The sequence below is a fragment of the uncultured Parasphingorhabdus sp. genome (genome assembly GCF_963975555.1).
Classification (GTDB): Bacteria; Pseudomonadota; Alphaproteobacteria; order Sphingomonadales; family Sphingomonadaceae; genus Parasphingorhabdus.
Map to the genome: position 1 here is coordinate 53,894 of NZ_CAXBHH010000007.1, position 22,293 is coordinate 76,186.

At 55.5% G+C, this 22,293-nt stretch carries 28 protein-coding genes; 23 read left to right on the plus strand and 5 right to left on the minus strand.

Annotated elements, in window-relative coordinates:
- The first annotated feature begins 28 nt into the window (after positions 1–28).
- The 16 genes from rplN to rimK all read left to right on the plus strand — a co-directional run bounded on the left by rplN (position 29) and on the right by rimK (position 10,365).
- Positions 29–397: a 50S ribosomal protein L14 gene (gene rplN / locus AAC060_RS13375; RefSeq protein WP_339827016.1), complete on the plus strand. Its 369-nt coding sequence runs from the start codon at positions 29–31 to the stop codon at positions 395–397.
- 2 nt (positions 398–399) lie between these two features.
- Positions 400–723 (plus strand): 50S ribosomal protein L24, encoded by a 324-nt coding sequence (rplX, locus tag AAC060_RS13380; RefSeq protein WP_339691917.1) that lies wholly within the window; start codon positions 400–402, stop codon positions 721–723.
- Positions 716–1,303 (plus strand): 50S ribosomal protein L5, encoded by a 588-nt coding sequence (rplE, locus tag AAC060_RS13385; RefSeq protein ID WP_339827018.1) that lies wholly within the window; start codon positions 716–718, stop codon positions 1,301–1,303. Before rplX ends, rplE begins: the two co-directional genes overlap by 8 nt.
- Positions 1,304–1,338: 35 nt before the next feature.
- Positions 1,339–1,644, plus strand: a complete 306-nt coding sequence (gene rpsN / locus AAC060_RS13390) for a 30S ribosomal protein S14 (protein WP_176280104.1) — start codon at positions 1,339–1,341, stop codon at positions 1,642–1,644.
- A gap of 12 nt (positions 1,645–1,656) precedes the next feature.
- Positions 1,657–2,052, plus strand: a complete 396-nt coding sequence (rpsH, locus tag AAC060_RS13395) for a 30S ribosomal protein S8 (RefSeq protein WP_339691924.1) — start codon at positions 1,657–1,659, stop codon at positions 2,050–2,052.
- 2 nt (positions 2,053–2,054) lie between these two features.
- A complete protein-coding gene (gene rplF / locus AAC060_RS13400) occupies positions 2,055–2,588 on the plus strand; it encodes a 50S ribosomal protein L6 (RefSeq protein ID WP_339691927.1) in 534 nt (177 codons plus the stop codon).
- Positions 2,589–2,591: 3 nt separating this feature from the next.
- Positions 2,592–2,945, plus strand: coding sequence for a 50S ribosomal protein L18 (gene rplR, locus AAC060_RS13405; RefSeq protein ID WP_339691930.1), 354 nt, complete (start codon positions 2,592–2,594; stop codon positions 2,943–2,945).
- Position 2,946: 1 nt separating this feature from the next.
- Entirely contained in the window at positions 2,947–3,720 is a 774-nt protein-coding gene (gene rpsE, locus AAC060_RS13410; protein ID WP_339827020.1) for a 30S ribosomal protein S5, read from the plus strand.
- Between the two features lie 6 nt (positions 3,721–3,726).
- Entirely contained in the window at positions 3,727–3,906 is a 180-nt protein-coding gene (gene rpmD, locus AAC060_RS13415) for a 50S ribosomal protein L30 (protein ID WP_067198352.1), read from the plus strand.
- Between the two features lie 45 nt (positions 3,907–3,951).
- A complete protein-coding gene (gene rplO / locus AAC060_RS13420) occupies positions 3,952–4,506 on the plus strand; it encodes a 50S ribosomal protein L15 (protein WP_339691936.1) in 555 nt (184 codons plus the stop codon).
- A 200-nt stretch (positions 4,507–4,706) separates the two neighbouring features.
- A complete protein-coding gene (gene secY / locus AAC060_RS13425; protein ID WP_339827022.1) occupies positions 4,707–6,080 on the plus strand; it encodes a preprotein translocase subunit SecY in 1,374 nt (457 codons plus the stop codon).
- A 44-nt stretch (positions 6,081–6,124) separates the two neighbouring features.
- On the plus strand, positions 6,125–6,772 hold the full coding sequence (locus AAC060_RS13430) for an adenylate kinase (protein ID WP_339827024.1): 648 nt from the start codon (positions 6,125–6,127) through the stop codon (positions 6,770–6,772).
- A 23-nt stretch (positions 6,773–6,795) separates the two neighbouring features.
- Positions 6,796–7,440 (plus strand): SRPBCC family protein, encoded by a 645-nt coding sequence (locus AAC060_RS13435; RefSeq protein WP_339827026.1) that lies wholly within the window; start codon positions 6,796–6,798, stop codon positions 7,438–7,440.
- A 132-nt stretch (positions 7,441–7,572) separates the two neighbouring features.
- Positions 7,573–8,928, plus strand: a complete 1,356-nt coding sequence (gdhA, locus tag AAC060_RS13440) for an NADP-specific glutamate dehydrogenase (RefSeq protein ID WP_339827028.1) — start codon at positions 7,573–7,575, stop codon at positions 8,926–8,928.
- Between the two features lie 48 nt (positions 8,929–8,976).
- Positions 8,977–9,456 carry a RimK/LysX family protein gene (locus tag AAC060_RS13445; protein ID WP_339827030.1) on the plus strand — a complete coding sequence of 160 codons (480 nt, stop codon included), beginning with the start codon at positions 8,977–8,979 and terminating at the stop codon, positions 9,454–9,456.
- 3 nt (positions 9,457–9,459) lie between these two features.
- Complete coding sequence (gene rimK / locus AAC060_RS13450) at positions 9,460–10,365, plus strand: 30S ribosomal protein S6--L-glutamate ligase (RefSeq protein ID WP_339827032.1); 906 nt, start codon at positions 9,460–9,462, stop codon at positions 10,363–10,365.
- 15 nt (positions 10,366–10,380) lie between these two features.
- On the opposite strand, the gene AAC060_RS13455 is transcribed toward rimK, so the two are convergent.
- A complete protein-coding gene (locus AAC060_RS13455) occupies positions 10,381–11,433 on the minus strand; it encodes a succinylglutamate desuccinylase/aspartoacylase family protein (protein WP_339827034.1) in 1,053 nt (350 codons plus the stop codon).
- A gap of 396 nt (positions 11,434–11,829) precedes the next feature.
- On the opposite strand from AAC060_RS13455, the gene rpsM reads away from it, so the two are divergent.
- From rpsM to AAC060_RS13490, 7 genes are all read left to right on the plus strand, one after another.
- Complete coding sequence (gene rpsM / locus AAC060_RS13460; RefSeq protein WP_339827036.1) at positions 11,830–12,198, plus strand: 30S ribosomal protein S13; 369 nt, start codon at positions 11,830–11,832, stop codon at positions 12,196–12,198.
- 50 nt (positions 12,199–12,248) lie between these two features.
- Entirely contained in the window at positions 12,249–12,638 is a 390-nt protein-coding gene (rpsK, locus tag AAC060_RS13465; protein ID WP_067198370.1) for a 30S ribosomal protein S11, read from the plus strand.
- A gap of 103 nt (positions 12,639–12,741) precedes the next feature.
- The gene (locus AAC060_RS13470) at positions 12,742–13,800 is read left to right on the plus strand and encodes a DNA-directed RNA polymerase subunit alpha (protein WP_339691958.1); all 1,059 of its coding nucleotides are present in this window, start codon (positions 12,742–12,744) and stop codon (positions 13,798–13,800) included.
- A gap of 117 nt (positions 13,801–13,917) precedes the next feature.
- Complete coding sequence (rplQ, locus tag AAC060_RS13475) at positions 13,918–14,340, plus strand: 50S ribosomal protein L17 (RefSeq protein WP_339827038.1); 423 nt, start codon at positions 13,918–13,920, stop codon at positions 14,338–14,340.
- An 86-nt stretch (positions 14,341–14,426) separates the two neighbouring features.
- Positions 14,427–16,571 (plus strand): prolyl oligopeptidase family serine peptidase, encoded by a 2,145-nt coding sequence (locus tag AAC060_RS13480; RefSeq protein WP_339827040.1) that lies wholly within the window; start codon positions 14,427–14,429, stop codon positions 16,569–16,571.
- A gap of 131 nt (positions 16,572–16,702) precedes the next feature.
- On the plus strand, positions 16,703–17,230 hold the full coding sequence (locus AAC060_RS13485; protein WP_339827042.1) for a hypothetical protein: 528 nt from the start codon (positions 16,703–16,705) through the stop codon (positions 17,228–17,230).
- Positions 17,231–17,350: 120 nt separating this feature from the next.
- A complete protein-coding gene (locus AAC060_RS13490) occupies positions 17,351–17,983 on the plus strand; it encodes a hypothetical protein (protein ID WP_339827044.1) in 633 nt (210 codons plus the stop codon).
- Between the two features lie 13 nt (positions 17,984–17,996).
- Here AAC060_RS13490 and AAC060_RS13495 read toward each other — a convergent pair whose 3' ends face one another.
- The 4 genes from AAC060_RS13495 to AAC060_RS13510 are packed head-to-tail and all read right to left on the minus strand — an operon-like array spanning position 17,997 to position 22,264.
- On the minus strand, positions 17,997–18,788 hold the full coding sequence (locus AAC060_RS13495; protein ID WP_339691966.1) for an SDR family oxidoreductase: 792 nt from the start codon (positions 18,786–18,788) through the stop codon (positions 17,997–17,999).
- 1 nt (position 18,789) lies between these two features.
- Positions 18,790–19,851, minus strand: a complete 1,062-nt coding sequence (locus AAC060_RS13500; protein WP_339827047.1) for a phosphotransferase family protein — start codon at positions 19,849–19,851, stop codon at positions 18,790–18,792.
- 16 nt (positions 19,852–19,867) lie between these two features.
- Positions 19,868–20,953, minus strand: a complete 1,086-nt coding sequence (locus AAC060_RS13505; protein ID WP_339827050.1) for a Zn-dependent alcohol dehydrogenase — start codon at positions 20,951–20,953, stop codon at positions 19,868–19,870.
- A gap of 9 nt (positions 20,954–20,962) precedes the next feature.
- Complete coding sequence (locus AAC060_RS13510; RefSeq protein WP_339827052.1) at positions 20,963–22,264, minus strand: acyl-CoA dehydrogenase family protein; 1,302 nt, start codon at positions 22,262–22,264, stop codon at positions 20,963–20,965.
- Positions 22,265–22,293: the final 29 nt, after the last annotated feature.

Genomic DNA, 22,293 nt, shown 5'->3' on the forward strand with positions numbered 1-22,293 from the left:
CCGGGTTTATGAAGAAGGAATTGGATCCATGATCCAGATGCAATCGAACCTGGAGGTCGCTGACAATAGCGGAGCCAAACGCGTGCAGTGCATCAAGGTGCTGGGCGGCTCGAAGCGTCGCTTTGCCGGCGTTGGCGACATCATTGTTGTGTCGATCAAGGAAGCTGCGCCACGTGGCAAGGTCAAGAAGGGCGACGTTCACCGGGCGGTGATCGTTCGTACCAAGAAGGACATCCGTCGCGCGGACGGATCGGTTATCCGGTTCGACAGCAATGCAGCGGTTCTGGTGAACAACAACCAGGAGCCTATTGGCACCCGTATTTTTGGCCCCGTGGTTCGTGAACTGCGTGCGAAAAAGCATATGAAAATCATCAGCCTTGCGCCGGAGGTAATTTAATCATGGCCAACGCAAAAATCAAAAAAGGCGACACCGTTGTTGTTCTGTCCGGCAAGGACAAGGGCAAGTCTGGTGAAGTCAGCAAAGTAATGCCGAAAGATGGCAAGTGCATCGTTTCGGGCATCAACATTGCTATTCGCCACCGCAAACCGACCCAGGCAAACCCTCAGGGTGGCCTGGAACGACGTGAAGCGGCAATGCACATCAGCAAGGTGGCCTTGGCTGACCCGAAAGACGGCAAGCCGACGCGGGTCCGATTTGAAAAGACAGAAGACGGAAAGATGCAGCGTATCGCTGTAAAGTCCGGGGAGAAGGTCGATGGCTGATAAAAAATATATCCCGCGCATGCGCACGAAATATGACGAGGAAATCGTCAAAGCGATGCAGGAGAAGTTTAACTATTCCAACCACATGGAAGTGCCTCGTATCTCGATGGTCACGATCAACATGGGTGTGGGCGAAGGCAGTCAGGACAAGAAAAAAGTCGCGACTGCTGCCAATGAAATGCAGTTGATTGCCGGTCAGAAGGCCGTCATCACCAAGGCGAAAAACTCGATCGCGACGTTCAAGTTGCGTGAAGGCATGCCGATCGGTTGCAAAGTGAATTTGCGCCGGGAACGTATGTACGAGTTTATCGATCGTCTGGTGACTGTCGCAATGCCTCGTATCCGGGATTTCAGAGGTCTGAATCCGAAAAGCTTTGACGGTCGTGGTAACTTTGCCATGGGTCTGAAAGAGCAGATTATTTTCCCTGAAATCGCCTATGACAATATCGACGTTGTCCGCGGCATGGATGTGATTGTAACGACAACCGCAAAAACTGACGACGAGGCGCGTGCGCTTCTGGCATTATTTGGTTTCCCGTTCCCTAAAGAGGAACAATCGGAAGAAAAAGAAGCCGCATGAGCGCTTCATTATACGGAAGGACGAGAACTTAAGTCATGGCGAAACTGAGTTCCATTAACAGAAACGAAAAACGCAAACGGATGGTGAAGAAATACGCCGGCCGTTATGCGAAACTGAAGGCTATGGCAGCAGACCAGTCTCTCGACGAGACCGAACGTCTGATGGCGCGCCTCAAAATGGCGGAAATACCGCGCAATGCGAATCCAACCCGCGTGCGCAACCGCTGTGAAACCACAGGACGGCCCCGCGGTTACTACCGCAAGTTCCGCCTGTGCCGTATCGAGCTGCGAGACATGGCCAATAAAGGTCTGATTCCCGGCGTAACGAAATCAAGCTGGTAAGGGAGAGATAATATGGCTTTTACCGATCCCTTGGGTGACATGCTCACCCGTATCCGTAACGGACAACAGGCACGCAAAGACAGCGTCGTAACACCTGCGTCCAAATTGCGTGGTGCCGTCCTCGAAGTGTTGCAGCGCGAAGGTTATATTCGTGGCTACAGCGAAGAAGAGGTCAACAAGCACCCCGGTTTGCGGATCGAACTGAAATATTTTGAAGGCGAGCCGGCTATCCGCCACGTGGCCCGCGTTTCAAAGCCTGGTCGTCGTGTCTATAGCGGATCTGAAGATCTGCCACGGGTGCGTAATGGTCTGGGCATAACAATCGTATCGACGCCAAAAGGTGTTTTGTCTGACGCGGAAGCGCGCCAGGCGAAAGTCGGCGGCGAAGTACTGGCTGAGGTATTCTAATCATGTCCCGTATCGGCAAAAAATCAGTAACTATTCCGGACGGCGTCACTGCCGTGATGGAAGATGGCCTGGTCAAGGTCAAAGGACCAAAGGGCGAGCTTTCGACCCCTATGTCTGACGACCTGACTTATGAACTGGGCGACGGTGGTTTGCTGGTGAAGCCAGCAAATAAATCGAAGACCGCACGCGCGTTCTGGGGAATGCAGCGTACATTGGTTCAGAATTTGGTCGACGGCGTTACCAGCGGCTTCACCAAGGTGCTGGAAATCAACGGCGTTGGTTATCGTGCGGCAGCTCAGGGGAAAAACCTGAACCTGCAGCTCGGTTACAGTCATGATGTCAACTTCGCGATCCCTGATGGTATCGAGATCAAGACACCGGACCAGACCACGATCGAAATCACCGGCATGGACAAACAGCAAGTTGGCCAGGTCGCTGCTGAAATCCGGCGCTGGCGCAAGCCCGAGCCGTATAAAGGCAAGGGTATTAAATATCGCGGCGAATATATTTTCCGCAAAGAAGGGAAGAAGAAATAAGCCATGGCGAATATTTCTCAGTTCAAACGGCGCCAGCAACGCGTACGCAGCAAATTGCGGAAGCGCGGGCTCTCAAAGCCTCGTTTGTCCGTCCATCGTACGAGCCGGCATATCTATGCTCAGGTTATCGACGATGCCGAGGGCAAAACGCTGGCTTCCGCTTCGACCATCGACAAAGCGTCATCTGTCAAAACCGGTGCGGATAGCAAAGCTGCAGCCGATGTCGGCAAACGCGTTGCCGAAGCAGCCAAGAAGGCAGGCGTTAAAGAAGTAATTTTTGACCGTGGCGGGTTCCTGTTTCACGGACGTGTGAAGGCTCTGGCCGACGCAGCACGTGAAGGCGGATTGGAGTTTTAATATGGCTGATGACAAAACAACACCAGAAGGCGCGGCACAGCCGGGCACCACTGGCGAAGGCAATCAGCCGGTAGCAGCTGTAGCAGCTGAAGCGAAAACCGGTGGCGCTCCCGATCGTCCAGCACGCGGTGGAAACCGTGGCGGCGGCGGTGGCAACCGTGATAACCGTGGCGGCGGTCGCGACAATCGTGGCGGCGGACGCAACAACAATCGTGGTGGTCGTGGCAACAATGACGGCGGCGAAGAGCTGGTCGAGAAATTGGTCCACATCAACCGCGTTTCCAAGACTGTTAAGGGCGGTAAGCGCTTTGGTTTTGCTGCACTGGTTGTGGTTGGCGACGGCAAGGGCCGGGCTGGCTTCGGTAAGGGCAAGGCACGCGAAGTGCCGGAAGCCATTACCAAGGCAACCGCTGCTGCAAAAAAGAATATGGTTCGCGTACCCCTTCGTGAAGGCCGGACCCTGCACCATGATGGCACTGGCCAGTTTGGCGCGGGCAACGTGACCGTCCGTTCGGCACCAGCTGGTACCGGTATTATTGCCGGTGGCCCAATGCGTGCTGTTTTCGAAAGTCTCGGCGTTTCCGACGTTGTGACCAAGTCAAACGGTACGGCCAATCCTTATAACATGATCCGCGCAACTTTTGCCGCACTGGCAGATCAGTCGAGCCCGAAATCCGTGTCCCAGCGACGCGGCAAGAAAGTGACCGACCTGCTTGCACGTGCTGGCGGTTCGGCTGCTGAAGTGGCAGCAGATGCCGCGGCAGTTACGGAGTAATTTTTGATGGCCAAAATTAAAATCAAGCAGATTGGATCTCCGATCCGTCGTCCGGAATCCCAGCGCAAGACGCTGATCGGTCTCGGTCTCAACAAGATGCACCGTGTTTCCGAACTGGAAGATACCGCCGAAGTCCGCGGTATGATCGGCAAAGTACATCATCTGGTGGAAGTTCTCGAAGGGTAACACCCGAGACTTCCGTGCGCATAAAAGCGAAAGCGAGTACAAGACATGAAATTAAACGAACTTAGAGACAATGACGGCGCACGCAAATCACGCATGCGCGTCGGTCGGGGCATCGGCTCGGGCAAAGGCAAAACCGCTGGACGTGGCCAAAAAGGTCAGAAATCCCGTTCCGGTGTAGCAATCAAGGGCTTCGAAGGCGGCCAGATGCCACTTCACATGCGTCTTCCAAAGCGTGGTTTCAACAACCCGTTCGGAACCGACTATGCGGAAGTGAACCTGGGCATGATCCAGAAATTCATCGACAGCAAAAGCCTCGACGGCAAAGGCACGATCGATCACGCAACTTTGAAAGCTGCTGGTCTGGCTCGTGGCGGCAAGGACGGCGTACGTCTGCTCGCCAAAGGCGAATTGAAAGCGAAAATCACGATCACCGTTGCAGGCGCTTCCAAAGCTGCTGTTGCTGCGGTTGAAAAGGCCGGCGGCAAAGTCGAAATTCTTCCAGCGGGTGGCGAACGTCGTCCCAAAGGCGAGAAAAAGGCAGTTGCTTCCAAGCCAGCTCGCGAGAAAAAAGCCGCGAACCGCGCGAAAAAGAAAGATTGATCTTCGAGAGGCGCTGATTTCAGCGCCTCTTTTTCTGGCCCCTTGTTTTTGATGGATTAACATCCGATATGGGGCGGGTTGCATAGTTGCAAAGGCAGCTATTCATCTCCGGAGATTGCACCAATACGCAATAGTTGGAGATGGGCCTCTGCCTAAGCAGAAGCGCGTTGCAAACTAACTTTGGGGCAGGGAAGTCAAGCATGGCATCAAGAGCCGATCAGGTCGCAGCCAATCTAAGTCTATCGAAATTCGGACAAGCTACCGAATTGCGCAAACGCATTTGGTTTACGCTCGGAGCGCTGGTCATTTTCCGGATGCTCAGCTTCGTTCCGCTCCCCGGTGTTGATCCGGTCGTTCTGGCTGATCTCTATGATCAGACCCGTGGCGGCGTTCTCGATATCTTCAATACATTTTCCGGCGGTTCGCTCGAGCGGATGAGCCTGATCGCGTTGGGCGTCATGCCCTATATTACCGCTTCGATTGTCGTCCAGTTGGCGGCAGCTTTGTCACCGACGCTGGCCGCAGTCAAAAAGGACGGCGAAGCAGGGCGCAAGAAACTCAATCAATATACTCGCTACGGTACGGTCGGCCTGACCGCCGTCCAGGGCTATTTCATCGCTGTTGGCCTCGAAAGCTTTGCGTCCCAATCGGGTCTGCAGGCGGTCGTTGAACCGGGCTATATGTTCCGCGTTGGCGCGGTTATCAGCCTCGTCGGCGGTACCTTATTCCTGATGTGGCTGGGTGAACAGATCACCAGCCGCGGTATCGGTAACGGTATTTCGCTGATCATCATGGCCGGTATTGTCGCCCAGATGCCTACGTTCGTCGGCAACCTCATGGAAGGCAGCCGCACCGGCTCGATCAACGCGCTGACGATTGTCGGTCTGATTGTGATGGTTGCGGGCCTGGTATTGTTCATCAGTTTCATGGAGCGCGCGCAGCGACGGGTGCTGATCCAATATCCGAAACGCGCCACGCAACATGGCGTGATGCAGGCCGATCGCAGCCATTTGCCGCTGAAGGTCAATACGGCAGGTGTCATCCCGCCAATTTTCGCTTCTTCGCTATTGCTGATGCCGCTGACGGTTAGCCAGTTTGCCGGTAATGCCACTGCCGGGGAAACAATGTTTGGTGACTTCGTCATCATGCTGAACCAGTATCTGGCGCATGGCCAGCCGCTCTATATGGCGCTCTATGCGTCCGGCATTATCTTCTTCTGTTTCTTCTACACGGCGGTTGTCTTCAACCCCGAGGAAACAGCCGAAAATCTCAAGAAAAACGGTGGCTTTGTTCCAGGCATCCGTCCGGGCAAGAATACCGCAGACTATCTCGATTATGTGCTTACCCGGATTACCGTGGTCGGTGCAGCCTATCTGGCGCTGGTGTGCGTTCTGCCGGAATATGTCATGGCGCAAACCAATCTTCCGATTTTCTTCCTTGGCGGAACAAGCCTGTTAATCGTCGTCAATGTGACGGTCGACACCGTGACCCAAATCCAGAGCCATTTGCTGGCGCTGCAATATGGCGATCTGCTCAAGAAAGCGAAACTCAAAGGCGGTCGGCGTAAACGCTAAGTTGCCCGGCTGATCAGACTCATAATAATTTTCAGGGGATAATCATGGACATTATTTTGTTGGGGCCTCCGGGCGCCGGAAAAGGCACCCAGGCTGGTCGCCTCGAAAACGAACATGGCATGGTCCAGTTGTCCACCGGTGACATGCTCCGGGCAGCGGTTAAGGCCGGTACCGAGGTCGGTTTGAAGGCCAAGGCTCTGATGGATGCCGGCGAACTGGTCCCTGATGAGGTGGTTTCCGGTATTATCGGTGACAAGCTGGATGAACTCGGTCCTGACAAGGGCGTTATCTTTGACGGCTATCCCCGGACAGCAGCGCAAGCGGAATCTCTCGACGAAATTTTGGCGGCGAGAAACCGTAAGCTCTCCCATGTGATTGAGCTTGCCGTCGACGAGGACGCGCTGGTCGAGCGCATCGTTGGCCGCTTCACCTGCGGAAGTTGCGGTGAAGGCTATCATGATACGTTCAAACAGCCCGCCAAAGAAGGCGTCTGTGATGTCTGCGGCAAAGGCGAATTCAAGCGTCGTCCCGATGACAATGAAGAAACCGTGCGCACGCGCATGAAAGAATATCGCGCGAAGACCGCACCGATCCTGCCAATCTATGAAGCGCGCGGTATCGTGCACAAGGTGAACGGCATGGGCAGCATGACGGAAGTCAATGATGCGATAGAGGCTGCTCTGTCGCTCTGAGAAACCCCATTGGAGACATGGTCATGGCAAAGCTGGCATTTCACGCAATTTTCGGAATGGCAGCACTTTGCAGCGTAACGTCCGCTCAGGCGGAAGTGACCAACGCAGCGGACAATGGCTTCACGGTACAGCATCAAGTCGAGATAGCGGGAAATAGCGAGGAGGTCTGGAAAGCCCTGATCGCGCCGTCGCGTTACTGGAATGCCGATCATAGCTGGACCGGAGACGCGGAAAATTTCTATCTTGTTCCGCAGGCTGGCGGCTGTTTTTGCGAGCTGATCCGGACGACATCTGACGACAATATCAAATCATCGGACGGCAGCGTCCAGCACATGCGGGTTATCTATGCGCATAATGGCAAGATGCTCCGCATGTCCGGTGCGCTGGGCCCGTTGCAGAGCGAAGCTGTGATCGGCACGCTGACCATGCAATTGCAGCCGCAAGGGGACGCTACCGTTGTCCGGTTCACCTATAAAGTCGGTGGCTACATGGAATTCCCGGTGGATCAGATCGCTCCTGCTGTGGATGGCGTGATCGGAGAGCAACTGGCGCGTCTGTCGGCGTTGTTCGGTGACCCGGATGCGACCGATACCGGTTTGCAGGATGATGCAGTCGAGCAATTTGACACCGACGCCAGCGCTGTAGGCGAAACCGACGATCCGAGCTGAATCCGGCTCGATCTCAACACTTTACGCCGGTGGTTTAATAGTTCTATGATGGTTTCATACTTGTTGGTGGCTTGAGGAGGCTGGCGGCGAATAACGGGTCGTGCAGACATTCAATATTTGAGGGGTAAGACGATGGCCGTTTCCGATCATGTAGATTTTCCGACATTCATGGAGGGCGTCAAGAAACGCAATCCGGGGCAACCTGAATTTGTTCAGGCGGTGCACGAAGTCGCGATGGATATTTTCGATTTTATCGAGGACAAAGAAGCTTATCATACAGCACAGATCTTGCGCCGGATGGCGGAACCCGACCGGGTGATATCATTCCGGGTTTGCTGGGAAGACGACAATCACAATGTCCGTGTCCAGCGCGGCTACCGCATCCAGAATAACAATGCGATCGGCCCGTATAAGGGCGGTATCCGTTTCCACCCGAGCGTTACCGAAAGCGTGCTGAAATTCCTCGCGTTCGAGCAGACTTTCAAAAACTCGTTGACCGGACTGCCGATGGGCGGCGGCAAGGGCGGCGCGAACTTTAATCCCAAGGGCAAGTCGGACGCCGAAGTCATGCGCTTCTGCCAGTCCTTCATGACCGAATTATACCGCCATATTGGCCCGGACACGGATGTTCCTGCCGGTGATATCGGTGTGGGCGGACGCGAGATCGGCTATATGTTTGGCCAGTACAAGCGCATTACCAACCGCTGGGAAGGCGTGCTGACCGGCAAAGGCATCGAATATGGCGGATCGCAGATGCGCCCCGAAGCGACCGGCTATGGCGCGGTCTATTTCATGGAAAATATGCTCAAGCATCGTAATGACGCGATCGCCGGCAAGACTGCGGTTATCTCCGGGTCCGGCAATGTCGCAACCCATGCGGCCGAGCAGATTACCAAGCAGGGCGGCAAGGTTCTGACGCTATCGGACAGCGGTGGCTTCATCTACGATCCCGAGGGTATTGATCAGGAAAAGATCGACTGGGTCAAACACCATAAAACCCACACGCGTGGCCGGATCAGCGAATATGCCGATCATTTTACCGGTGCTTCCTATCACGAAGGCGCGCGTCCCTGGAGCGTGCAGTGTGATCTGGCATTGCCCTGCGCGACCCAGAATGAGCTGAACGAGGCGGAAGCCAAGGAACTGGTTGCCAATGGCGTGATCGCTGTATCGGAAGGCGCGAACATGCCGACCACGCTGGAAGGGGTCCATGCCTTCCACGATGCCAAGATCATGTACGGTCCCGGCAAGGCGGCCAATGCCGGCGGTGTTGCGGTCTCCGGTCTTGAAATGAGCCAGAATGCAGAGCGGATCAGCTGGAACCACGAACGGCTCGGCGAAATGCTCACCGATCTGATGAAAGGTATTCACGGCAAATGTGTCGAATATGGCGATCAGGGCGATGGCTATGTCGACTATGTGAAGGGCGCCAATATCGCAGGCTTCAAAAAAGTCGCCGACGCCATGCTTGCATATGGTGTCACCTGATACAAAATTTTCTTGCGCAAATAGGCGCCATCGGCCAGATCATGGTCGATGGCGCATACAATAACTCCAAAGGTGAAGCGGCTTCGCACCAAGCTTAAAGAACCTTGTGAAATAGGCTGGTGCGAACTTATTGATTTACCTGGATTTGGCGTAAAAAACCTCCACGCAAAGGTCGATACCGGGGCAGCGACGTCCTCGCTCCACGCCACCCGGATCAAGCCGTTTGACAAAAATGGCCAACAATTTGTGAAATTTACGATACCGATGGGATCGGGCGTTCCGGACTATCATTGTGAAGCGCTGGTCTACGGACAGCGCAGAATAAAGAGTAGCAATGGTGTCATGCAAACCCGTTATGTGGTAGAGACAGTCATGAAGCTCGGGCCACTGGAGTGGGTCGGGCATATGACACTTGCCAACAGGCAATCAATGATATTCCCGGTCCTGATAGGACGGCGAGCGCTGAAACGGGGCTTTCTCGTCAACAGCGCCCGGCGCTGGATGCTGGGCCGGCACGAAGAAAGATAATTTATGAAAATTGCAATGCTTGCGCGCAATCCGAAGCTCTACTCGCACCAACGCCTTGTCGAGGCAGCAGAGCAACGCGGCCACGAATTGAGAATCCTCAACACGTTGCGCTGTACGATGAACATCACGTCTCATCGTCCCAGCATATTATATAACGGGGAAACCCTGACCGGTTTTGACGCCGTGATCCCGCGTATCGGCGCGTCGATCACCCATTATGGTCTGGCCGTGCTGCGCCAGTTCGAAATGATGGGCGTATGGCCGCTGAACGAAAGCGTTGCTGTCGGCCGTTCGCGCGACAAACTGCGCTCGATGCAGATTTTTGCCAAACATGGCTTGGGCCTGCCGGTTACGGCTTTCGCGCATGACCCGAAACAGACCGACGAGGTGCTGAAGATTGTCGGCGGCGCCCCCGCAGTTATCAAACTGCTCGAAGGAACGCAGGGCATTGGCGTGGTATTGGGTGAAACCAACAACAGCGCCAAGTCGGTGATCGAGGCGTTTCGCGGCCTGAACGTCAATATTCTCGTGCAGGAATTCATCAAGGAAGCCGGGTCTAGCGATATCCGGATATTTGTGGTCGGCGGCAAGGTTGTTGCAGCGATGATGCGGACCGGCGCGGAAGGCGATTTCCGGTCCAACCTGCACCGCGGTGGCTCGGCCAAAATGGTCAAAATTACACCGGAAGAGCGCTCGACCGCTATCCGCGCGGCAAAGGTCATGGGCCTGAACGTCGCTGGCGTTGACATATTGCGCGCCAATCACGGTCCGGTGATCATGGAGGTGAACAGCTCACCCGGACTTGAAGGTATCGAAGCGGCGACCGGCAAGGATGTCGCCGGCCAGATCATCGAATTTATCGAGGCAAAGGCGAAAGCCGGCAATACCAAGACCAAGGGCAAGGGGTAGCTCGCCGGAGGCGGGTTAAATAACCTCGTCCTCGTCGAGCAGCTGGTTGCTGGTGATCGCGCCCTCGATCTGCTCCAGCCGTTCGCCCACCGTGTGGAATATTCTGACTTCGGCGATGTGGAGCAGTGCGTCACCCTGATTGACGACTGGAAGATTGCTGTGGCCGATGACTATGCCGTCGACCGGGGAAAGGATCGCTTCTTCGCCATCGCCGAAAATATCGCTGATACAGGCGACGGTATCGCCCTTGTGGACTTTACTGCCGGAGGGTGAGATCAGCCGGCAAATCCCGCCTCTGGTCGAGCGCAACCAGACCGTGCGGGTTGCCTGGGCGGGTGGAACACCGCGCTTTCCGAGCCGCTTGGTGTCGATCATCTCGAGTTTCTTGAGCACCCGCAAGATGCCGTTGACTCCGGTCAGTACGGAGAACTCGTCGAACCGCAGCGCTTCGCCGGCTTCCATCAGCAACATGTCTACGCCGGCTTCCCGTGCCAGCGCGCGCAAGGAACCGGGGCGCAATTCGGCCTCAATGACAACCGGCGGCCCGAATTCGAGCGCCAGTTCCTTGAGTTCGGGATTGCCTGCAGCAATCCGGATCTGCGGCAGATTATAGCGGTGCTGGGCGGCGCTGTGGATATCGATGCCCAGAGAGCAATGATCGATGATCTCGGTCGAGAAAATATTGGCGAGTTGCGATGCCAGCGAGCCTTTTTCGGTTCCGGGGAAAGACCGGTTGAGATCGCGGCGGTCGGGCAGGTAGCGGCTGTGGGTGATGAACCCGAACATATTGACCACGGGAACGAATATCACGGTCCCGGACATGCGGCTCGGGTGGAGCTTTTTCATTACCCTGCGGATGATCTCGGTGCCGATGATTTCATCGCCGTGGATCGCGGCGCTGACAAAGATCTTCGGCCCGGCGCGCTTTCCGTGAAATACGCGGACTTGCATATTGGCCTGCATCCCGGCGGAGAGGTCGCTGATCGGGATCGCAATATCGCCGATTTTTCCGGGAGCGACCGTCTGTCCTGCTATTTCGAACAGATCATATTTATTTCTATTGGTCAAAAAAACGCCCCCCATTGATTTGCAGGAAACGCTACTGCATTTTGGCGTTAAAGCGAAGCGTGAACGAAGCCGCGGTGCTTGGCGGGGAAGGGTGTATTGGTTTTGATCAAGCGGCTCAGGTCATCCAATCCGGGATATGTAGTTGGTTTTTTAATGCTATTGTCTTTCATGCAATCGGGGTAGGGGCTTGAACAGGCACGGAATAGCTGGTTTTCAGGCGATTCCACAGTTGACAGCGACACCGACTCGCCCTACTTCACATCTATTCGAAATCCAACACAACCGGCAGCGCCCTTCGTGCGTCCGCTGGTTTTGTGCGTTTCGGGTGTGTTTTTAACGACTTGGCGATGAGATAGGGTCCGGCGAATCGGTCCTTGTGGAGCATGGAGAAATATATTGGCACGTATTGCTGGGGTAAATATCCCCACTAACAAGCGCGTAATCATTGCGCTTACCTACATTCACGGTATCGGACGCACGGCTGCGGCTGAAATTGTTGAAAAATTGAAGATCGATCCGGCCCGTCGGGTTCAGGACCTTACCGATCAGGAAATCTTGCACATTCGTGAAACGATTGATGCCGATCATACGGTTGAAGGCGATTTGCGGCGTGAAGTTGCAATGAACATCAAACGTTTGATGGATCTGGCCTGCTATCGCGGCCTGCGTCACCGTAAAGGCCTGCCAGTTCGCGGACAGCGTACGCATACCAATGCGCGCACCCGTAAAGGCAAGCCCAAGGCGATTGCTGGCAAAAAGAAATAAGACTTGTCTCTGGATAAGTATTTTCAAGATATTAGGTAGGAATTGATCACATGGCACGCGAACCGCAGCGCATAAAGAAGAGCGCGCGCAAAAACATTTCGGCAGGCGTAGCGCACGTCAACGCCACTTTTAACAACACGATGGTCACCATCACCGATGCACAGGGCAATGCGATAAGCTGGTCTTCTGCTGGCATGATGGGCTTTAAGGGCTCTCGTAAATCGACACCTTATGCAGCTCAGGTTGCAGCGGAAGACGCGGGCAAAAAAGCGGCTGACCACGGTGTCCGTACGCTTGAAGTCGAAGTGAAAGGCCCCGGCTCCGGTCGTGAATCGGCTCTTCGTGCGCTTCAGGCTGTTGGCTTTACGATCACATCGATCCGTGACGTCACACCGATACCGCATAATGGCGTTCGTCCATCGAAAAGACGCCGCGTCTAATACCGCTCGAGCTTTTGAGGCAGGCATCTGGCCGGTCTCACATTTTACCATTCAGAGCGGAAACGACGTCCAAATTCGCTCTTCGAACCATTAGGGGAAGTCCATGACTGTCAATATGAAGAACTGGCAAGAACTGAAGAAGCCCAACGTCCTCGACATCAAGCCCGGCGGTGACCCGAAGCGTAAGGCAACTTTTGTTGCTGAACCTCTGGAACGCGGCTTTGGTCTGACCATGGGCAACGCGCTACGCCGCGTGCTTCTGTCCTCGCTTCAGGGCGCAGCGGTAACGTCGATCAAGATCGAAAATGCTCTGCATGAATTTTCCTCGCTTCCCGGCGTGCGCGAAGATGTGACCGACATTGTTCTGAACGTCAAGCAGATCGCTCTGAAGATGGAGAGTGAAGAAGCCAAGCGCTTGCAGCTTTCCGCAACCGGTCCTGGTGAAGTCAAGGCTGGCGACATCGCTGTCTCCGGCGATATAGAAATCATGAACCCTGAAATGATCATCTGCCATCTCGACGAAGGCGCTACGCTGAACATGGAACTGACCGTCAACGTCGGTAAGGGCTATGTTCCTGCAATTGCCAACCGTCCGGCAGATGCACCAATCGGCTTGATCCCGATTGATTCGCTCTATTCGCCGGTCCGTCAGGTTTCGTACAAAGTCGACAATGCCCGCGTTGGTCAGGAATTGGATTTTGACAAGCTGAACCTCACCATCGAAACCGATGGCACGGTTAGCCCTGAAGATGCGATTGCTTATGCAGCCCGCATTTTGCAGGACCAGCTGCAGCTTTTCGTGCATTTCGAAGAAGCTCTGGAACAGGTGTCTTCGCCGATCGGCATGGCCGCTCAGCAGAGCCAGGCAGAAAGCGATGCCAACCAGCTCAACCGCTATCTTCTCAAGAAGGTCGACGAACTGGAACTCAGCGTTCGCTCCGCGAACTGCCTCAAGAACGACAATATCATCTATATTGGCGATCTCGTGCAGAAGACCGAAGCCGAAATGCTGCGTACGCCAAACTTTGGCCGCAAGTCGTTGAACGAAATCAAGGAAGTTCTTTCCAGCATGGGTCTGCGTCTCGGCATGGACATTCCTGGATGGCCGCCTGAAAATATCGAAGAAATGGCCAAGAAGCTTGAACAAGAGCTGCTCGGTTAATTTTACGCTCATTCCGGCGCAGGCCGGAATGACAACAGGGCCTGTTGGTGATGCCCGATTAAAATCACCTGCTGCGGGGTACCTCATACGGCCCCATAACGAACGAAGGATTTAACTATGCGTCATAGAATGAAGGGCCGCCGGATGCAGCGGACCGGTGCTCACCGTCAGGCTCTGCTCAAGAACCTCGCGGCTGCACTGATCAAGCATGAGCAGATCATGACGACTGTACCAAAGGCGAAAGAATTGCGCCCTGTAGTCGAAAAACTGATCACGCTCGGCAAAAGAGGTGGCCTGTCCAACCGTCGTCTCGCGCATGCGCGTTTGATGGATGAAACCCAGGAAAAGAAACTTTTCGAAGTTCTTGCTGACCGTTATGCCGAACGTAGCGGTGGTTATACCCGCATCATTCGCGCCGGTTTCCGTGGTTCCGATGCTGCGCCTATGGCGATCATCGAGCTGGTCGACCGCGATGTAGACGCGAAGGGCAAGGACAGCGGTCCGGACCAGAGCGTTCAGGATGAATACGAAGACGCTTAAGTCCTTCATCCAGGATACAGTTTCAATTGATATGAGAGGCCGTGAGCGATAAGCTTGCGGCCTCTTTTCTTTTGCCCGGGGTAAATATGCGCAGTCTGACCATTTTGACATTGGCCATTGGTTTGGCCGCTACATCTCCCGTGCTTGCCGCGGATCAAGAAAATAAGGAAACCCCGCTGACCTACCCGGAAACAAAGACTGTTGACGTCATTGACGAGCAATTTGGCGAATATATCTCCGATCCCTATCGCTGGCTCGAGAATGACGTTCGCGAGGATCCCGAGGTTGCGGACTGGGTGAAGGCACAAAATGCGGTAACCGATGCCTATCTCGAAACGCTGCCGGGCCGTGAAAGTCTCGCGCAGTCGATGAAAGAATTATTCGATTACGACGATCTCGGCATTCCGGTCGAAGCTGGCGGCAAATATTTCTACGAACGCAAGAGCGGGGGCCAGAATCAGGCGGTGCTCTATGTCCGTGACGGCGTGGATGGCGAAGAACGGGTGCTGATCGATCCTGCAACATGGTCGGACGACGGGGCTACTGCGTTGGCCGGTTGGAAACCGTCCGGTGACGGCAGCCTGCTCGCTTATGCGGTTCAGGATGGCGGTTCGGACTGGCGGACGCTGAAGGTCCTTGATGTGGAATCGGGCGAGGTCAAGGCGGATACGGTCGAGTGGGCCAAGTTTACCGATATCGTATGGATGCCCAAAAATATCGGCTTTCTCTATTCCCGCTATCCGGAACCAAACGAAGGCGAGGCGTTCCAGTCGACTAACCTGAATCATGCCATCTATCTGCACCCGGTCGGTAATGATCAGGCCAAGGATATCAAAGTCTTTGCAACGCCGGATCAGCCGGAACTCAACCATTTCGCAGAACTGACATCGGACAAGGAATGGGTGATGATTGCGTCCGCTTCCGGCACCGATGAGCGCGTCGAGGTTACGATGATCAAGGTGGATGCGCCGGAACTGGAGACGCGCAAGCTGGTCAGCGGCTTCGACTATGACTGGCGGCTGATTGATGGCGTTGGCGACACACTCTATTTCACGACCAACAAGGATGCCCCGCGTCTACGCGTGGTAAAAATCGATCTGGGCGCGGACGAGCCTGAGTTTACCGAAGTGATCGCGGAAAGCGATGCTGTGATCAACGGGACGATGATCGTCGGTGACCGGCTGGTCGTCAGCTATCTCGTCGATGCTAAAAGCCAGCTTTCGACATTCGATCTAGACGGTAAAGCGCTTGGCACCCTCAACCTTCCAGGACCGGGGCAGGTTACTAGTCTCAGCGGTTCGATGAAGAGCGAAGAAGGCTTCTTCAGCTTCCAGAGCTTCAACCGCCCGACCACTGTGTTCCGTTACGAGCCATCGTCGGAACCGACGGTCTGGGCCGCGCCGTCACTGCCATTTGATCCGGATACGGTCGAAGTGACCCAGCGCTTTTACGAGAGCAAAGATGGCACCAAGATCCCGATGTTCCTTGTGCATATGAAGGGACAGGATCTGTCGGCAGGCGCGCCGACCATGCTCTACGGCTATGGCGGGTTTAATATTTCGGTGCTGCCGCAATATAAGCCGGCCTGGATGGCGTGGATCAAGGCCGGCGGCGTGTTCGCCTCGGCCAATCTTCGCGGCGGCGGCGAATATGGCAAGGAGTGGCACGATGCTGGCCGCTTGCAGAACAAGCAGAATGTCTTTGACGATTTCATCGCGGCCGGAGAATATCTGCTCACGACCGGCATTGCCTCGCAAAACGGGCTGGCCATTGAAGGCCGGTCCAATGGCGGATTGCTGATCGGCGCTGTCATGAACCAGCGGCCCGATCTGTTCACCGCCGGCCATGCCGCGGTCGGCGTTATGGACATGCTGCGCTTCGACCGCTTTACAGCCGGACGTTATTGGGTCGATGATTACGGCTATCCGGACAAGGAACAGGATTTCAGAACCCAGCTCGCCTACTCGCCTTATCACAATATCAAAGGCGGGATCGACTATCCGGCTTTGATTGTTTCTACCGCCGATACCGATGACCGGGTCGTTCCCGGTCACAGCTTCAAATATATCGCACGGTTGCAGGCGCTCGATACAGGCGACAAGCCGCATCTCATCCGCATCGAGACCCGCGCGGGTCACGGCAGCGGCAAGCCGACCGACAAGGTGATCGAGGAATATTCGGACATCTACGCCTTTCTGGCGCACGCGACCGGACTTGAACTCGATAAATAGCTGTTCATAAAAATAGCCATTAATATGAACGTTTCCTGTCGAGGCAGTTCAGCCTTTACTCAAGCCGAATCACCTAAAAGGGCTTTGCAAGCTCGGGAAAAGGTTTCGGGCAGTGTGAAAGGAAAGTCGACATGAACAAGTTAAACAAGGCTCTTGTCGGAACCGCTACTGCTGCTGCAATGGCCGTTTCTGCAACCCCCGCAATGGCCAAGGACAGCCGCAATGGCGGACCGAGTGCTGGCGAGGTAATCGCCGGTGTAGCGATCATCGGCGCGATTGCCGCAATCGCGAGCTCGAGCAACAAGAACCGGGGCTATAGCGATGCGAATTATCGCGGTGATCGCTATGATAACGGGCGTTATGCGGAAACCCGCTATGGCAATAATTATCGCCATATCGACCAGCGCGAAGCGGTGAATCGCTGCGTACGCGCTGCCGAAAATGAAGCGACGCGCCGTGGCCGGGCCAATGTTACCGACATCCGCGACGTCGACCGCACCCGTAATGGCTATCGGGTGAAGGGCAAGATTCAGGTCGACCAGAACCGTGGCCGCTATCAGCGGAACAGCTATTCGGACAAGGGCAAGTTTACTTGCTATATCGAAGGCAACCGCGTCAGCAACGTCCAGTTCAGTGGCCTCAAATATGCCGGCCGTTAACGGCTTGATGCATTATTGACCGAGATAAAATGGTTCAGCCTGGCGACAGGCTGAGCCAACTATGTTCATGGCAACGGCAGGTTTTGGACTATGGAATCTGCATTAAACGGGGTATTTCATATGACCAGAATGGCAAAATTTTCTGCTCTTGCAGCTTCCACAGCGTTGGTTTTTACCGGTCTTTCACCGGCCATGGCTGCGCCGATCCACCCAGCAGCCACCATTGCTACGCCGATTGAGGCGGGGGCGCTCGGCTGGAGTGCCGACAATGAAAACGCCCAGGGCTGGCGCGGCTATCGCGGCAATCGGGGTTATCGCGGACATCGTGGCCACCATCGCGGTGGAATAGACGGCGGCGATGTGTTGGCGGGCATATTGGTGATCGGCGGCATAGCCGCTATCGCCAGCGCCGCGTCCAATAATAGCCGTGATCGCCGCTATGAAGATCGCGACTATCGCAGTGAGAACCAGCGTTATGATGACCGGAGCGCCGATAGGCGGGACGACAGCAGATATGACCGGGGAACCGGTGATATGGAATCGGCTATCAATGCCTGTTCCAGCGCTGCCGAACGGCAAGCCGGCCGCGATGCGCGCGTGTCTGGTATCGAATCCGTGGTTCGCGACGGTGACGGCTGGCGCGTAGAAGGCGAATTGTCGAACAGCGAAGAGCGTTCATTCCTCTGCGGCGCGACCGAAGGCCGCGTCGACTTCGTGCAGATCGGGAATGGCAATCTCGCTTTCGCCTATTAAGCCGCTTTACGAATTAAACTGCAGTCCGGCCAAATTCCTGACGGGTGACCGGGTGCGACGCGCTCAGACCACCGTCAACCGCAATCGCTTGTCCATTGACATAGGACGAGCGGTCGGACGCCAGAAACAGCGCAACTTCCGCCATTTCGCTAGGGGAGGCGCCGCGGCGTAGCGGATTGAGATAGCCGAGCCGGTCTTCCTTGCCCTTTTCGCGGGCCTTGTCGTAGATGAACTGGGTCATGCCGGTCTCGGTGATACCGGGACAGATGGCATTGCAACGGACGTTGGATGTTGCAAATTGCTGAGACGCAACCTTCACCAGATTGATGACACCGGCCTTGGAGGCCGAATAAGCGGGGCCACCGGCGCCGGACCGGATGCCGGCCACGCTGGCGGTACAGATGATCGAGCCGCCATGTTTGCTTTCTGCAATCACCTTGCCGGCGTATTTGCAGGCCAGAAACGGTCCGATCAGATTGACCCGCAAAACTTCCTGCCATTCGGCGACACTGCTGTCGAAAATGCCTTCAAAGCCGCCGCCGATACCGGCGTTGGCGAAGAAGACATGCAGGTCGCCAAAGCGTTGTTCCGCAGCTTCGACGAGCATCTCTACATCGCCTTCGGATCCGGCATCGGCCTTGATCGCAATGATATTGCCTTCGGAGCCCTTGGCGGTGTCTTCGACCGCATCGGTAACGTCGCTGGCGATAACCTTGGCGCCATGTTGAGCGAAGAGCAAAGCCGCAGCGCGGCCAATCCCGCTACCGGCACCGGTGATGATCGCGACTTTGTCCTTGAGATCCATTTTATGCTCCTGCGCGTTTTGCGACTTCCCATCCGGCTTGTGCCAAGGGTGTTACCCGGTCCGACATTTCGGCCGCTGCTGCACTATTGGCGGTGCCATCGGCAACCCGCTTCTGAATGCCCTGCAGAATAGCAGCAATCCGGAACAAATTATAGGCGAGATACCAATCCATCGGCGGCAGCTCGGCCATGCCCGATTTTTCGCAATAGCGGGCAATGGCTTCTTCGCGGGAAGGGATGCCGAGAGGTACAAGGTCCACGCCCTTCAGGCCGCTGCGGCCTTCCGGCTCCATTTCATAGGCCATCAGCCAATAAGCGAAATCCGCTATCGGGTCGCCGAGGGTCGAAAGTTCCCAATCGAGAACCGCAATGACCTTGGGTTCGTCATGGGCGAAAATCATATTGTCGAGCCGGTAGTCGCCATGGACAATGCCGAAACTTTTCTGCTCGGGTATGGTTTTCGTGAGCCACTCTATCAGCCGGTCCATCTCCGGGATTTCCTGGAGTTCGGATAGCCGATATTGCTGTGTCCAGCGGGAAATCTGGCGCTCGCAATAATTGCCGGGCTTGCCGTGCTTCTCGAGCCCCAGTTCTACCGGATCATAGCTGTGCAGCAAAGCCAGGGTATCGATCATCTCGAAATAGATGGCTCTGCGCTCTTCGGGATTGCTGTCCGGCAAGGTGCCGTCCCAGAACGTCCGTCCGTCGGCCATTCCCATGACGTAGAACATCGTGCCGAGCACGCTATCATCTTCGCACAGGCCATAAGGCTTGGCGACCGGGAAGCCGGTAGGATCGAGACCGGCTATGACCCGGAATTCCCGATCAACCGCATGCGCGGAAGGCAGCAGTTTGCCGAACGGTTTCTTGCGCAACACATAGGAGGTGGTCGGTGTGTCGATCTTGTATGTCGGGTTGGATTGACCGCCCTTGAATTTGCTAAGGCTCAACGGGCCGACATAACCTTCGACATTGGACTCCATCCAGCGCGCAAGACTTGCTTCGTCGAGCTTGTCCTTTTCCGGTACTTCCATCGTGCCGGACATATCTTCCTGTGGGTTCATGGAGGTTCCTATTCCTTTAGCTAAAAGTGATGACGGAACGGGCCGCATCACCTTTTTTCATTTTCTCAAAGCCTTCGTTGATCTGCTCTAGCGGAATGGTTTCCGCGACAATGCTGTCTAAATCGAGAAGTCCACGCATGTAGAAGTCCACCAGACGGGGGATATCGACGGGGAAGCGGTTCTCTCCCATCAGCACGCCTTGCAGTTTTTTGCCGGAAAGCAAATCCATCGCACTCAGACCGACTTTGTGATCAAGCGGCATCATGCCGAGGATGGTCGCGGTGCCGCCCCGTTTAAGCGAACCGACTGCCAGATCTCCGGATGCTGGCCGTCCGACGGCTTCAATCGCATGATCGACGCCGCCCTTGGTCATTTCGACAATCTGTTGCGCGGCATCATCAGCCATCGCGTCGATAACATCTGTTGCACCCAGCTTGATCGCCAGATCACGTTTTTCCTTGATCGGGTCCGCAGCAATGATCCGCCCGGCGCCCGCAATCTTGGCGGCATTGATTGTTGCCAATCCGACTCCACCGCAGCCGACGACGGCAACAGTTTCACCCGGCGTCAACTTGCAGGCGTTGAAGATCGTACCAGCGCCGGTGGTCACCGCACAGCCGATAACGGCAGCGCGATCGAGCGGCATGTCCGGATCGATCCGCACACAGGCATGTTCGTGGATCAGCATCTGTTCGGCAAAGGCCGAGAGATTGAGCATCTGCCCGACGGGTGACCCATCGGGGCGGGTGATCCGCGGTGCTTCGTCTGCACCGCGCCGCGTGTCTGCGCCGAGGCACAATGACATCCGGCCGGACACACAAAACTCGCAATGCCCGCAATAGGCCGACAGGCAGGAAACCACGGCATCGCCGACGGCAACGGTGCGAACTTCGCTACCGATCGCCTCGACAATACCCGCTGCCTCGTGCCCCGGAATAGCGGGCAGAGGGTGCGGATAGGTGCCATCGATAAAATGGAGATCCGAATGGCACAATCCGCAGGCCGCCGTCCGGATCAACACTTCATGCGGTCCCGGCTTGGAGATTACGACATCCTCGATGACGAGCGGTTTTCCCGCTTCGACTAATACTGCTGCTTTCATTATCTGCTCCTAGCGCGTGACAGCCAGATCACCTGAAGAAAACTCTTCCTTCATCTTGCTGCCGTCGGCGGTTTCGGCATATTTGCCATATTCCATCTTGGCGATCGTGCGATTGTGCACTTCGTCCGGACCATCGGCAAGCCGCAGGGTCCGTTGATGGGCATAAGCGCTGGCAAGGCCGTAATCGTCCGACACGCCGCCGCCGCCATGGGCCTGAATCGCATCATCAATGATTTTCAGCGCCATGGTAGGGGCCTGAACCTTGATCATGGCAATTTCAGCCTTGGCATATTTATTGCCGACCTTGTCCATCATGTCTGCCGCTTTCAGGCAGAGCAAACGGCTCATGTCGATATCGATCCGGGCACGGGCAACGCGTTCGTCCCAAACGCTGAATTCGGAAATGCGCTTGCCGAAAGCGATACGCGATTGCAGACGCTTGACCATTTTTTCGAGCGCTTCTTCGGCGACACCGATGGTGCGCATGCAGTGATGGATGCGGCCAGGTCCGAGGCGACCCTGCGCTATTTCAAAACCGCGCCCTTCGCCAAGCAGGATACTGTCAGCCGGTACCCGAACGTCCTTCATCTCGACTTCCATATGACCATGCGGCGCATCGTCGTAGCCAAAGACGGGAAGATGCCGGAGGATGTTCACGCCCGGTGCGTCGGTTGGCATAAGGATCTGGGACTGCTGCGTGTAGCGGCTGCCCTCGAAGGTCGTCTTGCCCATGACGATCGCGATTTTACAGCGCGGATCGCCGAGGCCGGAGGACCACCATTTGCGTCCGTTGATCACATATTCATCGCCGTCGCGGACGATCGCTGTCTCGATATTGGTCGCGTCAGAAGATGCAACGGCTGGCTCGGTCATCAGGAAGGCAGAGCGGATTTCGCCGTTCATCAATGGCCGCAGATATTGTTCTTTCTGCTCCAGGGTGCCGTAGCGATGGAAAACTTCCATATTGCCAGTGTCGGGAGCGGAGCAGTTGAACACTTCGGAAGAAAAGCCGACGCGGCCCATTTCTTCGGCGCACAGGGCATATTCCATATTGGTCAGGCCCGGGCCTTCGAATTCAAACACATCGTCAATATGCGTAAGATTGGGATTCGCTGGCGGCATGAACAAGTTCCAGATGCCGGCTTCTTTGGCCTTTTTCTTCTCTTCTTCAATCACTTGCAGGACCTTCCAGCGCTCGCCGGTTGATTCTTCCTTGTGAAAGTCCGCCATGCGGGGTCGGAGGTGAGTCTCGATATGATCACGCACCCGGTTGCGCCAATATTCCTGCTTTTCAGTGAGATCAAAATCCATACCCAAGCCCTTTTCTTTTTTTAACTATG

Bases quoted from the DNA above. Each gene is read 5' to 3' on its own strand.
- rimK (WP_339827032.1), top strand. From the start codon at position 9,460: ATGAAAATTGCAATGCTTGCGCGCAATCCGAAGCTCTACTCGCACCAA.
- rplX (WP_339691917.1), top strand. From the start codon at position 400: ATGGCCAACGCAAAAATCAAAAAAGGCGACACCGTTGTTGTTCTGTCC.
- AAC060_RS13505 (WP_339827050.1), bottom strand. From the start codon at position 20,953: ATGAAAGCAGCAGTATTAGTCGAAGCGGGAAAACCGCTCGTCATCGAG.
- secY (WP_339827022.1), top strand. From the start codon at position 4,707: ATGGCATCAAGAGCCGATCAGGTCGCAGCCAATCTAAGTCTATCGAAA.
- gdhA (WP_339827028.1), top strand. From the start codon at position 7,573: ATGGCCGTTTCCGATCATGTAGATTTTCCGACATTCATGGAGGGCGTC.
- AAC060_RS13495 (WP_339691966.1), bottom strand. From the start codon at position 18,788: ATGGATCTCAAGGACAAAGTCGCGATCATCACCGGTGCCGGTAGCGGG.
- AAC060_RS13510 (WP_339827052.1), bottom strand. From the start codon at position 22,264: ATGGATTTTGATCTCACTGAAAAGCAGGAATATTGGCGCAACCGGGTG.
- rplE (WP_339827018.1), top strand. From the start codon at position 716: ATGGCTGATAAAAAATATATCCCGCGCATGCGCACGAAATATGACGAG.
- rplF (WP_339691927.1), top strand. From the start codon at position 2,055: ATGTCCCGTATCGGCAAAAAATCAGTAACTATTCCGGACGGCGTCACT.
- AAC060_RS13485 (WP_339827042.1), top strand. From the start codon at position 16,703: ATGAACAAGTTAAACAAGGCTCTTGTCGGAACCGCTACTGCTGCTGCA.
- rpsN (WP_176280104.1), top strand. From the start codon at position 1,339: ATGGCGAAACTGAGTTCCATTAACAGAAACGAAAAACGCAAACGGATG.
- AAC060_RS13445 (WP_339827030.1), top strand. From the start codon at position 8,977: ATGGCGCATACAATAACTCCAAAGGTGAAGCGGCTTCGCACCAAGCTT.
- AAC060_RS13470 (WP_339691958.1), top strand. From the start codon at position 12,742: ATGACTGTCAATATGAAGAACTGGCAAGAACTGAAGAAGCCCAACGTC.
- rplN (WP_339827016.1), top strand. From the start codon at position 29: ATGATCCAGATGCAATCGAACCTGGAGGTCGCTGACAATAGCGGAGCC.
- AAC060_RS13490 (WP_339827044.1), top strand. From the start codon at position 17,351: ATGACCAGAATGGCAAAATTTTCTGCTCTTGCAGCTTCCACAGCGTTG.
- rpsH (WP_339691924.1), top strand. From the start codon at position 1,657: ATGGCTTTTACCGATCCCTTGGGTGACATGCTCACCCGTATCCGTAAC.
- AAC060_RS13500 (WP_339827047.1), bottom strand. From the start codon at position 19,851: ATGAACCCACAGGAAGATATGTCCGGCACGATGGAAGTACCGGAAAAG.
- rplQ (WP_339827038.1), top strand. From the start codon at position 13,918: ATGCGTCATAGAATGAAGGGCCGCCGGATGCAGCGGACCGGTGCTCAC.
- rpsE (WP_339827020.1), top strand. From the start codon at position 2,947: ATGGCTGATGACAAAACAACACCAGAAGGCGCGGCACAGCCGGGCACC.
- rplR (WP_339691930.1), top strand. From the start codon at position 2,592: ATGGCGAATATTTCTCAGTTCAAACGGCGCCAGCAACGCGTACGCAGC.
- AAC060_RS13435 (WP_339827026.1), top strand. From the start codon at position 6,796: ATGGCAAAGCTGGCATTTCACGCAATTTTCGGAATGGCAGCACTTTGC.
- rplO (WP_339691936.1), top strand. From the start codon at position 3,952: ATGAAATTAAACGAACTTAGAGACAATGACGGCGCACGCAAATCACGC.
- AAC060_RS13430 (WP_339827024.1), top strand. From the start codon at position 6,125: ATGGACATTATTTTGTTGGGGCCTCCGGGCGCCGGAAAAGGCACCCAG.
- AAC060_RS13480 (WP_339827040.1), top strand. From the start codon at position 14,427: ATGCGCAGTCTGACCATTTTGACATTGGCCATTGGTTTGGCCGCTACA.
- rpsK (WP_067198370.1), top strand. From the start codon at position 12,249: ATGGCACGCGAACCGCAGCGCATAAAGAAGAGCGCGCGCAAAAACATT.
- rpmD (WP_067198352.1), top strand. From the start codon at position 3,727: ATGGCCAAAATTAAAATCAAGCAGATTGGATCTCCGATCCGTCGTCCG.